We start from the raw sequence: 14,358 nt of genomic DNA on the forward strand, positions 1-14,358 counted from the left end.
CCGGAAAAATATTTGAATTCAGATAATTTGAAATAATCAGATGAATCAAAATTCTACCTTAATTATCAACTTGCAAAAAAGAATAGCCTTCTTAATCATTTTCTTAGGTTTAATTATAGCTCCTTCTTTTGGTCAGGAGTCAGAATTTAAAGCAGAATCAGAGGAAATCTTGCGGCATAGGATTTCTATCACCCTAGGCCATACCCACATTCCCGCTGGTGAAATCGACGGAGAAAAAACATTCCTCTCCGTCCCTTCTTGGGGAATGGATTATAATTTCCATATCAACAGGAAATGGGCCGCCGGACTTCATACTGATTTCATTACAGAAACATTTAAGGTGATTGATTTTGAAGGAAACAGGGAATTTGAACGGGAGAGGCCCTTTACTTTGACACTCGTAGGTATTTACAAACCACATGAACGCTGGTCCTTTCTTGCAGGTGCAGGATATGAATTGGCAGTTGAAGAAAATTTATCCCTTTTAAGGTTGGGGATTGAAAGAGGGTGGGAACTGGAAAAAGGTTGGGAGGTATTTGCAACCCTCCAATATGACCTGAAGTTTGGTGTATATGATTCTTGGATGATTGGGGTTGGGTTCAGTAAGGGTTTTTGATTTCCGGAGTTTTTTGTTCGTTATACTTATCTTCTACCTGACTTATTTTTTACTTCTTTGAATTGATGTTTTTTTAACCCAATTTTCCACAATGTTTTTAGGAAAATGGAAATAATCATTCACTTCAAGGATTTGATTTATTTGAGTTCCCATCTCATAGGAGTAATAATTTCTGCTTTGTTGATTTATATTGGAATCAGGAATTATCCTCCAAATATTCTATTGGGTTTGTCTTTTGCCAGCTTGACTTATGGTGCATTTATTGCCTGGTTGATATTTTCCGGTCAATATGTCCATTTCCCGGCCTTGTACAGGACCGGAAATATTGGAGGATTGCTTTTTCCGCCGTTTTTCTATTTGTATATCAGGGCAGTATTATACCCTCAATCCCAATCCATCAGGGATTTACTTTTCTTCCTTCCGGTTTTCTTGTTTATTTTCGATTACTTTCCGGTGTTATTTCTGCTGTCCCTTTCTGAGAAGAAAAATATGATTTTGCAAGAAATTCATGATCCAATGCTTTTTGTTTCCTTTAATCAAGCATGGTTTCTACCAAAGAATTTTCATACCCTTTTCAGAACCTTGGTCATTCTGTTTTTTTGGATTTTATCTTTCAGGTTGTTATATCTCAAAAAGAAAGAAAATGGATTTCAGAAATTTGAAAAACCATGGTTGAATTGGATGATAATCTACTTGGTTTTCAATTCATTATTGATCTTTCCATTTTTGGTTTCCAATGTATTTACATCCAATTCTTTTCAATATGACCTTTCCCATTTGACCGGGGCAGTATTGCTTTTGGTTTCGGCATCAACTATTTTATTTTTTCCACAGGTATTATATGGAACCAATCAATTTGAATATATCCGAAAGGTACAGGATGAAATTACAGAGGAGGAGAAAAGCTTTGAAGAGAAAATTTCACCTGACAAATACCATCATATTGAAAAACGGCTAAAAGAAGTTTTAGAGGAGGATAAGGTTTTTCTCCAAAAAGGATACAGTCTGGCGGATTTGGCAAAAGACACCAAGATTCCTGCTTATCAATTGACCCATTACATCAATAAAGTAATGGATTCTACTTTCTATGAACTGATCAATAAGTATCGCATTGAAGAAACATGTCTGATCATTAAATCCGGAAAATTCAATCATCTTACCTTGGAAGCATTGGCGGAAAAATCCGGGTTCAACAACCGTAATTCTTTCTCTGTTGCCTTTAGGAAATTCAAAGACATGAAGCCCTCTGAATTTTTGAGAAAACAGACGGTAGAATAATCATCAAGCTGAAAGAAACAGGAAAATCAAAGTCTTAATGATTAGAATGAGTCAACAGGATTTTTCGGGGATCATTCCTTTTCCATCAATCCTATGGTTCCCCCAACCCAATTGCGGTCTTTATTGAACTTGACGCCAATCATTTCACCCCGACTTAGTCTGACCAGATTACCGATGAGGGTCGGATTTTCATCTTTTTCGGGCCAAACGGCCAAAATTCGAACTTCTACTTTTACCTCTCCTTCTATCGCTTTTAGGACCGGTAGATAATGGACTTTTTTCTGCAAAATATAAAGATCCTTTTCTGTAACTGCTTCTATATCTGATTTTTGTACATGGTAAATTACCCCGGTGCCAGAAAATGAAAACAGGGGTTTCAGCACATAGTTTTCCAAGTCCTCAGGAATATCTTTCAGGTCACTCAGTAAAGTGGTTTCAATGAAATATGGCCCTTCCAAATAAGGAAGTATAAATTTGCTGATTCTGTAAAACCAATTCGGATGACCTGCCCATTCTACATCCAGTTCTTCCAAAAAAGAAAATTCCATTTTCAGATCTTTTCTGGCATCAAGTTCATCAAAAATCACCCTGTTATAAATTCTTTTGATCTGGATTTCAATTCCCTCCTCATTTCTGTAAAAAAGCTGTTTTCCTTTTCTGATGATTTCAGTCACACAGATAAATGGTATCCCCAAATCTTTCCTACAATAATAAAAATCAACTTTTGTATTTTGTTTTTCTGGTTCTATCTCCAATAGTACGACATGCTCAGGTTGATGACCGTTCAATACGGTTTCCCGGAATTTTTCCAGATACCCTGCCTCATCCAAGCCTCCAAAATACGGTGTCAGCTCAGATAAATAAGGATAAGTGTTTTTGACCTTTTTGAATAAATTGTATTGAAAATTAAAAACTGATGGAAAGCCTTGCACTTCAATCAGTTTTGGGATTATTCTTCCGTTTTCTTCGCAGATTCCAAAATCAATGGCCAAAAACTGTGTATGGGAATCCTGATTGGGAACATTGAAATTGATGTTCAGGGATTTCTGGGTCAGCTGATTGAAATCTTCCCTTTTGATAAAGTCAATGATTTGTTGGGATCCCTCCAATAATTGGGCTTTCAGTTCATTGGGAATGAAAAACGGTGATTCAGCTACGCGGAAAGTTGGAAGACCACCAAAATCCGATGCCAGGTCAATCAGAAAGGATTGGTATTTTTCTTCGGAAAAGTTTTCATTGAAGAGGTTTCTGTAATTCTGAATCATATAATGACTGATTAATGTATGATTGTTTCCTGTTCCCTGATTTTCTGTATGGATTGTTCCAGAAAATTGGGGATAAGTGTCGCATTTGTTTTATAAATGGTATGTTCTTCCACAATATGTTCCAGCATGGCAAGGTATCTAGTCTTCCCTCTCAAATCAATGATTTGGTCTCTGACCTCTGTTTTTTTGAGATGTTGTAAAAAACCGACAGGGTCAGCCTCGGGGTGGAATTGTGTTCCGACCATTTCCGGGCTAAAACGGATTCCCATAATGGCCCTTTCGTATTCCACATAGTTTCGGATTTTTTCCAGAGCAATGATTTTCGCTCCCATTTCCCTGAATTTTTTTTGATGCGGCTGTGTCACTTGATAATCCCGGGAATCAATGGCCCAAAAAGGATTATCAAGATTTTCAAATAAGGGGTCATCCATTCCTGCCTCTGTTTTATGAATGGTCATCACCCCAAAGGAGGTTGATTTTCTTTTGGAAACTTCAGCCAGGCCAAAATGCTGTACGGCCATTTGATAGGAGTGGCAGATAAACAAAATATACTTTTTACGCTCATTGTTGAGATTCCATTTATATATCCCATCAATGACTTCATAGTAGCTTTTGTCCCAAATCCCGTCTCCTTCGACCGGATTTCCTGGTCCTCCTGAAGAGATATAGAGATTGAAATCCTCTAAATTCGGAACCTCGTTTTTTTGTCTGACATCAAATACTTCAATGGAAAGTTCTTCACCGAATCTTCCCACAATATCATGGATACAGCGCATACCCTGATTGGAAATGCCATTGTACATATCCAAAACAGCTACCTTTATTTTCTCCTGCATGATTATTAGATTAAGCGGTTGCAATTTAGAATTTCCGATCTAACATGTTGAAAAAGCAATAAAGAAAATGCAATTTTTATTTTTAGAAATCCTATGGACTAAAGGCAATTTTCAAAAAGAATCTTTTCTATTTGAAAATTGCCCTTACTATGATTCAGCTTGCATTAAAGTCCCCTGGAAAATTCCTCTGTGATAAAATCAACCACTTTCACCAGGTCATGGTCAGATTCTTCAAAGACTTTCAGTTGCCGGTCGGCCCCGGTACCATCCGCTAGAATCTTGTGTATATAATTGATTTCTTCTCTACTGCCCAATTCGTCAACCACATCATCAATAAATTCCAACAACTCGAGCATCAGAGATTTGTATTCCACCTCTTTCTTTTGTCCAAAATCAATCATCAGGCCTTCTGTACCGTATCGGGCTGCCCGAAATTTATTTTCCCTGATGAGTGCTATCCGGTACACATTGAAACTGGTGTTCATTATGCTCATTTTGTAGAGTTTGGCTACCACAGCCTGAATAAGGGCTGTAATACAAATGGTTTCGTCCACAGTTAGGCACATGTCACAGATCCTGAATTCTATGGTACTGAAGAAAGGATGCATCCTGAGATCCCACCAGATTTTTTTGGGATTATCGATACAATTGGTCTTGACCAGAGTTTCCAGAAAATTGTCATAAGACTGAACAGAGTCAAAATACTCGGGAAGTCCAGTCCTTGGGAATTTGGCAAAAATATGAGCTCTATAAGCTTTAAATCCTGTTTCCCTTCCTTCCCAAAAAGGGGAATTGGTGGAAAGGGCATAAATATGGGGAAGAAAGTAACAGGCCTGATTCATGATATGCAGGGCTGTTTCGCGGTTTTCAATTCCCACATGCACATGAAGACCAAAAATCAAATTCGACCTTGCCGTATCCTGCAGTTCTTTGACAATCATGTCGTACCGGGGATCATCGGTTATGGGCTGATCCTGCCATTTTGAAAATGGATGGGTACCTGAAGCCCCTACTATCAGATTTTGTTCTGCTGCAAGGTCAACGATTTTTTTCCTCAGAAAAGAAACTTCTTTGCGGGCATCCGAAACATTCTGGCAAATATTGGTACCCACTTCTACCACAGATTGGTGCATCTCTGCCTTTACCTGTTCTTTTAATATAATTTTGGCCCCATCCACTATTTTGGACATATGGGAGCGGAGTTCTCTGGTGTTGGGGTCAATGATCTGATATTCCTCTTCAACTCCTAAAGTAAAAACAGGTAACTTTTTCATAGCTTAAAATCTTTTTGCCGTACTGACTGCATCTTTCATAAATGTACCCCAAGTAAGGTTGACCTGACCCGGTTTCTGGGCTTTGGCATAGGCTATGGCCATTTTGGCTGCTTCTTCTACCACCCAATCGAAATTGGCCTGACCCACCGAATTGATATCCGCGTCGGGTGCCGGATTACCGAAGTCAATGGCATATGGAATTCCGTCCCTCACAGCAAACTCTACGGTATTGAAATCATAACCCAAACCATGGCATAGCTTCAAAGTATAATCCTTGACAGTCGCGAGCAGTTTTTTGGAAGCAGGAGGTCCGTCAATGACATATCTCAGGTGATGGGGATTCCTAGGTTCATACTGCATGATCCTTACGGCCTTGCCACCCAGACAATACACCCTAAAATAATCGGTGAATTTGATCTCTTCCTGAAGCAACATGACCAATTGCCCCGTTTCTTTATGCTTGGCATAAAACTCCTCCTTGTTCTCAAGCCGATAAACATTTTTCCACCCACCTCCCGCATAGGGTTTCATATAAGCAGGGAACCCTATATAATCAAATATTGCCTGCCAGTCCAATGGCATTTTCAGGTTTCTGAACGATTTGCCAGTGGTATCAGTTGGATGTTCTGCAGAAGGTAGAATCACCGTATTGGGAAGTGGAACGCCCAATTTATCCGCTAGGCAGTTATTGAAGAACTTATCATCTGCACTCCACCAAAAAGGGTTGTTGATCACAGCAGTACCTGTTAATGCTGCATTTTTTAAATAGGCCCGATAAAAGGGGACATCCTGGGAAATTCTATCAATTATGACAGCATAATCCGTCAAACGGTTTTGCACAACTTTGTCAATCAGCACCGGCTCGGCGATGATGCCTTTCTCTTTTTTCTCATTGACCCTCTCGACAAATGCATGGGGAAAAGTGTCTTCCATGCCAAATAGAATTCCTATCTTTTTCATAAATGGTTGGTATTTAAAATTATGTAAATTTTATTCTTGATAAATAGTGGGGAAACATTTCTTTCCAAAGAGGCCAATCATGATGACGGTCTTTTCTCACATCCAGCCAATGATTTGTTCTTTTTCCCTCTAAGGTATCACTCAGCTTGATGTTGGCGTCAAAACAGATATCCCAATTGGAAGTTCCCAAGACAATATCCATTTTCCAAAGCTCCCCATCGTTGAGGCCAGGCAGAAACTCAAGCGGGGAATTATAAAATATATCCACATGGTTATAGCCATCCATAAAATTCCGGATTTCAAATGCTCCCGAAAGAGACATCATGTGACTGACATATCCGGGATGTCTAAATGCAAAATTGGCAGCGTGATAGCCACCAAAACTACATCCTGCCACCACCACTTTTCCGACCCCGGTATTGAAACGGACTTTTTCCACTATGTCATGACAGATCATTTTATCATAAGCAATATGGTTTTGGATCTTTTGATGGGGATGAACATGCTTATTGTAAAAGCTGTTTTTGTCATTGCTTTCAGGACAGAATATCTGAACCAAGCCTTGATTGATAAACCAGCTGGCAGAACCTATCAGTCCCATATCCCTGTTTTCATGGAAGGAACCCATTGAAGTAGGGTATAAAATCACCGGGTAACCAGCATGACCAAAAACCAACATTTCCACATCCCGATGAAGATGGGGAGAGTACCATTTGAAATATTCTTCTTTCATGAAATTTAATGTTCTAATCTTACTAAAAATAGTGGGCTTTTACTGATTCGCAAAAAATATCAACAAAGAATTTCAATTATTTTTTGAACCATTGCGCATACATAGGATAATTTTTGGCCGTTCTTTCAATGACTTCCAGCATTTCAGGTCCTGTGTCTTTGATTTTTTTTGCGGGCATTCCAGCATAAATGCTATTTGCTTCAACAATAGTACCTGCTAATACTACAGCCCCTGCTGCGATCACTGCACCGGAATGTATGACTGCATTGTCCATAACAATGGCGCTCATGCCTATCAATACATTGTCATGTATAGTACACCCATGGACCACGGCATTGTGAGCGATGGATACCCTACTACCGATATAGGTTCCTGATTTCTGGTAAGTTCCATGGATTATAGCACCATCCTGAATATTGCTGTCATCTCCTATCCTTATCTGATGGACGTCACCCCTTACGACAGCATTGTACCAAACTGTGCAGTTTTTACCCATGACCACGTCACCGATTACTGTAGCATTTTCTGCCAACCAACAATTTTCTCCAAATTCAGGAGTAAATCCACGTACACTTTTTATCAATGCCATTTAAAATCAATTTGTTATAATTAGTAAAAAATAATTTTCAGTTCAAAAGTATTTTTTTTTGAGCAATTATGAACTTTTTATGACCTAAATAGTTTACATGTATATACACACAATTTGTGAAACTAAACAAACAACACAACATTATGAATTTAATTAAAAGTACAGGTTTATTATTTGCAGCAGCTTTGATTATGGCTTCCTGCAATAAGCCGGGAGACACAGTAGCAACAACCGATGCCCAAGAAGTAGCTGAAGCTTCAGGTTCGACTTTGTCGATTGATCCATCCACCAGCAAAATTGATTGGAGAGGTTACAAGCCTACAGGGCAGCATTTTGGTTACATTCCTTTAACCGATGGGGAAATCGTCGTCGAAGGCAACGAGCTGAAAGGCGCCAGATTTGTGTTCGATATCACAGGATTGAAAATCCAGGATATGGAAGAAACAAGCGAAAGCTACCCTAAGTTATGGGGTCACTTGCAGTCACCTGATTTCTTTGATGCTGCCAATCATCCTCAAGCAGTTTTTGAATTAACCAGCGTTGAGCCTTTTGTAGCAGGAACAATTCAAGATAAAGAAGAATTTAAAACTGATAATACTCCAAAGAGTGATTCAGAAGTGGCTCCCGAAAACCCTACCCATTGGGTGTCAGGTAATCTGACCATGAGAGGTACTACCAAAAACATCAAATTTCCTGCCCAAGTATCCATTTCAAACGGAACTGTTGCTGCAAAAGCAGGTTTCAATATTAATAGAACTGACTGGGGCTTGGCTTATAATGACGAAAGTAACGCTGTGGACAAAGCAAAAGATCAGTTCATCTACAATACTGTAAGTATTGGATTTGATATCAAAACCAACTAATCAAAGATTAATGTTTGTTTCTGAAGGGGAAGTCGAAAGATTTCCCTTTTTTTTGTGTCTAAAAGTTAATTTTGGTGTATGTCTACCATAAAGGAATTCCAATTTTCATCGAACCATCAATTTCTAAGGTCCTTGCTTTGCTGGGCTGATCATCATTATACCTATACGGGTTTTTTCGACCACAATGATATAGAGTACCCCTATGGTGGTTTTCAAAGGGTTTTAATGGCCGCCCACCAAGGCTTTGATCTCGAAATTGCCAATCAATGGTTTGGAAAAAAAGAGATGGCAGCCATACTTTCTTATGATTACAAAAACAATATCGAAAAGCTCAAAAGCAATAATCGATCGCTTGTGGATTGTCCTGAATCAATTTTCTTTATTCCAGAGATCAAAATAGAAATTCTAGTCGATCATGTGAGAATTTATCATGCTGATCCTCAAAGTATTTTTGATGAAATATGTGCACTCAACCAAAATCACCTCAAAAATCCTTCAATTGAAATCTCGGCTCTTACAAGCCGAAACAACTATTTTGAAAATGTAAAAGACATACAAAACAACATTGTCGAAGGGGACATGTATGAACTGAATTATTGCTTGGGTTTTGAATTTGAAAGTAAAAATTGGAATCCGATAGAAGGATTTTTTGATCTGATGGGAAAATCTCCCATGCCCTTTTCAGCATTTTTCAAAGCTGAATCCAAATACCTGATTTGCGCTTCACCCGAGCGTTTTCTCAAAAAAACAGGAGATAAACTGATTGCACAACCCATAAAAGGCACAATCAAGCGGGGAAAAAATGAGTTGGAAGACAGCCTGCTTAAAGAAAAACTATTGAACTCCGAAAAAGAGCGGGCAGAAAACCTGATGATTGTAGACCTGATGCGCAACGATCTCAGTAGGATTTCACAAACAGGTTCAGTAAAAGTTGAAGAACTTTTTGGAGTGTATCCCTTTTCCAGGGTGCATCAGATGATATCAACGGTGGTTTCTACCATCTCTGAAAAGAAAAGCTTAATGGAAATCTTACATGCCACTTTTCCCATGGGAAGCATGACAGGTGCTCCAAAAATCAAATGTATGGAGTTGATCGATCAATATGAGGATTTTAAAAGAGGTTGGTTTTCCGGAGCCTTGGGATATATTGATGAGACAGGCAACTTTGATTTATGTGTGGTTATAAGAAGCATTATTTTAGATAAAGAATCTGGGAAAGGTTATTTTGCAGTGGGTTCAGCCATCACTTATGACGCAGATGCCGCTTATGAATATGAAGAATGCTTGTTGAAAGCTTCTGCTATTGTGGAGGTATTGCAAGGGAATTGAAAGATTGAGAAGGAAATGGAGGAAAAAACCAGGAAAATCATTCATGTGGATATGGACGCATTTTATGCTTCCGTAGAGCAAATGGATAATCCTGAACTCCGCGGTAAACCCTTGGCAGTTGGTGGTAATCAGGAAAGGGGAGTGGTGGCAGCGGCTTCCTATGAGGCCAGAAAGTTTGGAGTCCGATCTGCGATGTCGGGTAAGATGGCTGCCTTGAAATGTCCCCAACTGATTTTTGTGAGGCCAAGATTTGAGCGCTACAAAGAAATATCCAATCAGATCAGGGAGATTTTTTACGATTATACCGAAATGGTGGAACCCCTGTCCCTCGATGAAGCATTTTTGGATGTGACCGAAAACAAAGTCAATAATCCTTCTGCCACCTTGATTGCCCTGGAAATCAGAAAGCGGATCAAAGAGGAAGTCGGACTGAATGCATCGGCCGGCATTTCCTATAATAAGTTTCTGGCTAAGACGGCTTCCGATATCAACAAGCCCAATGGTCAAGCGGTCATCTTGCCCAAAGATGCTGGGGCATTCCTGGAAAAGTTACCCATCGAAAAGTTTTTTGGTATCGGCAAAGTAACTGCCGAAAAAATGAAAGAATTGGGTATCCACAATGGTTTTGACCTTAAACAATATTCCTTACAGTTTCTGACCAAACGATTTGGGAAGTCCGGTCTGCACTTTTTCAATATTGTCCGAGGCATTCATTTGAGCGAGGTACAACCCAACAGACTGAGAAAATCCCTCAGCGCGGAAAACACTTTCGAAACCGATCTTTCCAAAGAAGAGCAATGGATTCATGCCTTGGAAGAGATATTTGAGGAACTGAAACGGCGAATCAGCCGCAGTGGTGTAAAAGGAAGGACAGTCACCCTCAAGATCAAATACCATGACTTCACCGTCCAGACCCGAAGCAAAACCTTCGAACAATACCCTGAAGAACAAAAGATTTGGGAGACAGTAGTGGAGCTATTAGCCCAAGAAGAAATGAAATCTCCCGTCCGCCTTTTTGGCATCGGGATCTCTAATCTCAATGTGGAGGAAGAAAGGATACATTTTGGGAAGCAATTGTGGATTGAGTTTGGAGGGAAGGATGAAGGATGAAGGAAAAAGGATGAGGGGTAAAGGTAGAATTTAGAAGGTAGATTGGGTGTCGTCATTTTGAAAGAGCTTTGTGTAATCATTTTGTTTTTTTTGGTAAAAAAAGGCATCTTAAATGAAGTTTTTAAAAATTGAAATTTCCGTGATGAACAACCTAAATTTGAAACCCATACAGGTAGTATATCGATTGGCAAGAAAGCTTTGAGAAGAAAGTGTTTTTTAAATTACAACATGGAAAATATGATATAGAACTAATCCATTTCCACCAAAAATGAAACTGAAAGCACTAAACAAGTTGACAGATCCTTTGGGAACCACAGTAAAAATGCCCGTATTGTTCTTGGGGCATGGTAGTCCGATGAATGCCATTGAAGAAAATGAGTTTGTAAGTGGCTTTAGAAATATAGCCAAAGAAATCCCAAAGCCAAATGCGATATTGTGTGTTTCCGCCCATTGGGAAACAAAGGGTACTTTTGTGACGGCCATGGAAAATCCTAAAACCATTCACGACTTTGGGGGATTTCCACAGGAGTTGTTTGCAGTGCAATATCCTGCACTAGGAAGTCCCGAATTGGCCAAAGAAACAAAATCTCTGATCACAAAAACAGATGTAGGTTTGGATGATAAATGGGGGCTTGACCACGGTGCCTGGAGTGTCATCAAACATTTGTATCCTGAGGCAGATATTCCTGTTATTCAAATGAGCTTGGATTACAGCCAAACACCGCATTACCATTATGAATTGGCACAACAAATCAAGTCCTTACGTGAAAAAGGAGTATTGGTAATTGGAAGCGGAAATATGGTACACAACCTCCGCATGGTGGCATGGCAAAAGCTCAATGAAAATTTTGGCTTTGATTGGGCAATTGAAGCCAGTGAAAAAATGAAAAAATATATTCTCAGTGGAGACCACCAAGAACTTATCAACTTTCGGTCGCACGGAAAGGTATTTGATTTAGCCATCCCGACACCGGAACATTATTTGCCTTTACTTTATTCAATGGCCTTGAAAGATGAAAATGACCAGATGTGTTTGTTCAACGATAAAGCATTGGCGGGTTCACTGACCATGACCTCTGTAAAAATCGGATGACAGTGGAATAACCTTTCCAACAACCTTTGAAAAGAGATTTTTTTAAACTGGCAGATACATTATTGATTATTTCTTTTTAATATTCATACATGTTAGCCTTAATTTCAATTGGCATCAAGTCTTCTTAGATCCCTTTTACTATAATTAACTTTGGCTATTTGTAACCACCGAATTACAGATAATCCATTATCCATAAAAAAATCATGAAAATATATGTCTTGTTTTGTATGTTACTTTTGATGCTAAGTGCCTGCAGCCAAAATGAACAATGGTACTCGCTTGAGGACTTTTCGAAGGTCAAAAAAATAGATGCCCATGTACATCTTGATACAGAAAGGTCAGCCTTTGTTGAAAAGGCAACGGCAGATAATTTTCGTCTTATCAATGTGAGTCTGGAGGTTGATGACGGTTGGAATGATGTTCATAGAAAGTATAAGGATGGGTTACATCAGCATCAATCCTTTCCCAAAACGGTGGATATGATCACTTCTTTTGCGGTTTCGGATTGGGATGATGCATATTGGGAAGGCAAGGTGATTTCCTGGTTGGACAGTTGCTTTAATCAGGGAGCCTTGGGAGTAAAGGTTTGGAAAAATATAGGCATGGTTTCCAGAGACTCTTCAGGCAATTTAATCTCGATTGATGATGATAGGTTTGATCCGGTTTTCCGGTTTATTCAAGAGCGTGGAAAAACCCTGATGGGTCATCTAGGAGAACCCAAAAACTGCTGGTTGCCATTGGATTCCATGACAACGGAAAATGATCGCAACTATTTCAAAAACCATCCCCAATACCACATGTACTTTCAACCGGAGATGCCTTCCCATGAGGACTTGATGGCTGCCCGGGATCGAATGTTGGAAAAGCATCCTGAGTTAAGATTTGTAGGGGCTCATTTGGGAAGTCTGGAATATAGCGTTGACGTGCTTGCAGAACGCCTTGACCGTTTCCCAAACATGGCCGTTGATTTGGCCGCACGAATGGGGCAATTGTTTTATCAAACGGCTAATGATCGGGAAAAAGTCCGGAATTTTTTCATCCAATATCAGGACAGGATTTTGTACGGGACTGACTTGGGAGATAATGGGGAGCGATCACAGGAAAACCTGTACAGGAATATGGATGAAAATTGGAGACGGGATTGGGAGTTTTTCGTGACGGATCATGCCATGCAAAGCAATCTGATCACACAACCATTTATGGGTTTACAATTGCCCAAAGAAGTGGTGGATAAGGTATATTATAAAAATGCGGTGAAATGGTTTGGAATGGAAGATTAGAGATTAATAAACTGAAATCAATTTTAAATGAGACGTTTTAAGTATTATTTCTTCGCTTTATTCCTGTTCCAAATTTTCAGTTTCTTTGGGATACCGAATGCCATTTCTCAAGATAAAAAAAATCCTATGGCTGAAGATATGTATGAAATCAAAGATAAAGAGGTCTTAAGAAAAGAACTGTATGGACTCTTGGGGAAGCTTCCGGATAGGGAAAGGCCTATTTCAGTAGAATTGGTGTCCAGGGAAGAAAGGGATGGGGTCGTCATTGAAAAATTATTACTGGATATCAATGGATTGGAGAAGGTGCCTGCCTTCTTTACCAAACCAAAGAATGCCAAAGGGAAGTTGCCGGTAGTCCTTTTTAACCACTCTCATTTCGGTCAATATGAGGTGGGAAAGAATGAATTTATTCAAGGCAGAAAAGAAATGCAGGCGCCCCCCTATGCTTTTGCTTTGGCCCGGGAAGGTTATGCGGGTTTTTGTTTGGATTCCTGGGGATTCGGTGAGAGATCGGGAAAGTCCGAACTGGATTTGTTCAAAGAAATGCTGTGGAAGGGACAGGTTCTCTTTGGGATGATGGTATATGACAATTTAAGGGCATTGGATTATTTGAATTCCAGGGAAGATATTGATAAGGAACGGATAGCAACTATGGGTATGTCCATGGGAAGTACCATGGCCTGGTGGCTTGCTGCATTGGATGAGCGTATTCAAGTAGTTGTGGATCTGAATTGTTTAACGGACTTTCATACTCTTTTGGAAAAAAATGACCTCAATCTTCATGGTATTTATTATTACGTTCCTGATTTGTTGAACCATTTTTCTACTTCAAAAATCAATGGATTGATTTCTCCCCGTCCACATTTTGGTCTGGCGGGAAAATTCGATCCGCTTACCCCCTTGGAAGGTTTGTCAATCATCGATGAAAACCTGAAGAAAATTTACGCTAAAGACGGAGCACCTGAAGCATGGAAATTAAAAATTTATGATGTCGCCCATGAGGAAACAGCTGAGATGCGGGCGGATATTTTACAATTTCTAAGGGATTGGTTGTAACGAATTTTATTCTTTACAATAGGAAGATCGCTGCATTATTCTATCACTGCAAGTATTTCTTATTTTTCAATATTAT

Annotated in this window: 14 protein-coding genes; 8 read left to right on the top strand and 6 right to left on the bottom strand. The window is 39.4% G+C overall.

Features of this window, described 5'->3' with window-relative positions:
- Positions 1–40 precede the first annotated feature (40 nt).
- A complete protein-coding gene (locus B9A52_RS14660; RefSeq protein WP_084121160.1) occupies positions 41–616 on the top strand; it encodes a hypothetical protein in 576 nt (191 codons plus the stop codon).
- Between the two features lie 105 nt (positions 617–721).
- Positions 722–1,894 (top strand): helix-turn-helix domain-containing protein, encoded by a 1,173-nt coding sequence (locus tag B9A52_RS14665; protein ID WP_084121161.1) that lies wholly within the window; start codon positions 722–724, stop codon positions 1,892–1,894.
- A gap of 71 nt (positions 1,895–1,965) precedes the next feature.
- Here the strand turns inward: B9A52_RS14665 and B9A52_RS14670 are convergent, their stop codons facing one another.
- From B9A52_RS14670 to B9A52_RS14695, 6 genes are all read right to left on the bottom strand, one after another.
- Positions 1,966–3,159, bottom strand: a complete 1,194-nt coding sequence (locus tag B9A52_RS14670; protein WP_084121162.1) for a hypothetical protein — start codon at positions 3,157–3,159, stop codon at positions 1,966–1,968.
- 11 nt (positions 3,160–3,170) lie between these two features.
- Positions 3,171–3,995 carry a type 1 glutamine amidotransferase gene (locus tag B9A52_RS14675; RefSeq protein ID WP_084121163.1) on the bottom strand — a complete coding sequence of 275 codons (825 nt, stop codon included), beginning with the start codon at positions 3,993–3,995 and terminating at the stop codon, positions 3,171–3,173.
- Between the two features lie 164 nt (positions 3,996–4,159).
- Complete coding sequence (locus B9A52_RS14680) at positions 4,160–5,269, bottom strand: carboxylate-amine ligase (protein WP_084121164.1); 1,110 nt, start codon at positions 5,267–5,269, stop codon at positions 4,160–4,162.
- A 3-nt stretch (positions 5,270–5,272) separates the two neighbouring features.
- Positions 5,273–6,229, bottom strand: coding sequence for an ATP-grasp domain-containing protein (locus B9A52_RS14685; RefSeq protein WP_084121165.1), 957 nt, complete (start codon positions 6,227–6,229; stop codon positions 5,273–5,275).
- 19 nt (positions 6,230–6,248) lie between these two features.
- Positions 6,249–6,962, bottom strand: coding sequence for an alpha/beta fold hydrolase (locus B9A52_RS14690; protein WP_084121166.1), 714 nt, complete (start codon positions 6,960–6,962; stop codon positions 6,249–6,251).
- Positions 6,963–7,038: 76 nt separating this feature from the next.
- Positions 7,039–7,551: a gamma carbonic anhydrase family protein gene (locus B9A52_RS14695; protein WP_084121167.1), complete on the bottom strand. Its 513-nt coding sequence runs from the start codon at positions 7,549–7,551 to the stop codon at positions 7,039–7,041.
- 143 nt (positions 7,552–7,694) lie between these two features.
- Between B9A52_RS14695 and B9A52_RS14700 the strand changes: the two genes are divergently transcribed.
- From B9A52_RS14700 to B9A52_RS14725, 6 genes are all read left to right on the top strand, one after another.
- Positions 7,695–8,414 carry a YceI family protein gene (locus tag B9A52_RS14700; protein ID WP_084121168.1) on the top strand — a complete coding sequence of 240 codons (720 nt, stop codon included), beginning with the start codon at positions 7,695–7,697 and terminating at the stop codon, positions 8,412–8,414.
- 78 nt (positions 8,415–8,492) lie between these two features.
- Positions 8,493–9,743: an anthranilate synthase component I family protein gene (locus B9A52_RS14705; RefSeq protein WP_084121169.1), complete on the top strand. Its 1,251-nt coding sequence runs from the start codon at positions 8,493–8,495 to the stop codon at positions 9,741–9,743.
- Between the two features lie 15 nt (positions 9,744–9,758).
- Positions 9,759–10,853 carry a DNA polymerase IV gene (gene dinB / locus B9A52_RS14710; RefSeq protein ID WP_084121170.1) on the top strand — a complete coding sequence of 365 codons (1,095 nt, stop codon included), beginning with the start codon at positions 9,759–9,761 and terminating at the stop codon, positions 10,851–10,853.
- Between the two features lie 268 nt (positions 10,854–11,121).
- Positions 11,122–11,946 (top strand): 4,5-DOPA-extradiol-dioxygenase, encoded by an 825-nt coding sequence (gene ygiD / locus B9A52_RS14715; protein ID WP_084121171.1) that lies wholly within the window; start codon positions 11,122–11,124, stop codon positions 11,944–11,946.
- Positions 11,947–12,149: 203 nt separating this feature from the next.
- Complete coding sequence (locus tag B9A52_RS14720) at positions 12,150–13,226, top strand: amidohydrolase family protein (protein WP_197687230.1); 1,077 nt, start codon at positions 12,150–12,152, stop codon at positions 13,224–13,226.
- Between the two features lie 27 nt (positions 13,227–13,253).
- Positions 13,254–14,282: a dienelactone hydrolase family protein gene (locus B9A52_RS14725; protein ID WP_084121173.1), complete on the top strand. Its 1,029-nt coding sequence runs from the start codon at positions 13,254–13,256 to the stop codon at positions 14,280–14,282.
- The last annotated feature ends 76 nt before the right edge of the window (positions 14,283–14,358 follow it).

The sequence above is a fragment of the Aquiflexum balticum DSM 16537 genome, from assembly GCF_900176595.1.
GTDB classification, from domain to species: domain Bacteria; phylum Bacteroidota; class Bacteroidia; order Cytophagales; family Cyclobacteriaceae; genus Aquiflexum; species Aquiflexum balticum.

Coding starts and splice junctions, on each gene's coding strand:
- B9A52_RS14660 (WP_084121160.1), top strand. CDS start 41: ATGAATCAAAATTCTACCTTAATTATCAACTTGCAAAAAAGAATAGCC.
- B9A52_RS14665 (WP_084121161.1), top strand. CDS start 722: ATGGAAATAATCATTCACTTCAAGGATTTGATTTATTTGAGTTCCCAT.
- B9A52_RS14670 (WP_084121162.1), bottom strand. CDS start 3,159: ATGATTCAGAATTACAGAAACCTCTTCAATGAAAACTTTTCCGAAGAA.
- B9A52_RS14675 (WP_084121163.1), bottom strand. CDS start 3,995: ATGCAGGAGAAAATAAAGGTAGCTGTTTTGGATATGTACAATGGCATT.
- B9A52_RS14680 (WP_084121164.1), bottom strand. CDS start 5,269: ATGAAAAAGTTACCTGTTTTTACTTTAGGAGTTGAAGAGGAATATCAG.
- B9A52_RS14685 (WP_084121165.1), bottom strand. CDS start 6,229: ATGAAAAAGATAGGAATTCTATTTGGCATGGAAGACACTTTTCCCCAT.
- B9A52_RS14690 (WP_084121166.1), bottom strand. CDS start 6,962: ATGAAAGAAGAATATTTCAAATGGTACTCTCCCCATCTTCATCGGGAT.
- B9A52_RS14695 (WP_084121167.1), bottom strand. CDS start 7,551: ATGGCATTGATAAAAAGTGTACGTGGATTTACTCCTGAATTTGGAGAA.
- B9A52_RS14700 (WP_084121168.1), top strand. CDS start 7,695: ATGAATTTAATTAAAAGTACAGGTTTATTATTTGCAGCAGCTTTGATT.
- B9A52_RS14705 (WP_084121169.1), top strand. CDS start 8,493: ATGTCTACCATAAAGGAATTCCAATTTTCATCGAACCATCAATTTCTA.
- dinB (WP_084121170.1), top strand. CDS start 9,759: ATGGAGGAAAAAACCAGGAAAATCATTCATGTGGATATGGACGCATTT.
- ygiD (WP_084121171.1), top strand. CDS start 11,122: ATGAAACTGAAAGCACTAAACAAGTTGACAGATCCTTTGGGAACCACA.
- B9A52_RS14720 (WP_197687230.1), top strand. CDS start 12,150: ATGAAAATATATGTCTTGTTTTGTATGTTACTTTTGATGCTAAGTGCC.
- B9A52_RS14725 (WP_084121173.1), top strand. CDS start 13,254: ATGAGACGTTTTAAGTATTATTTCTTCGCTTTATTCCTGTTCCAAATT.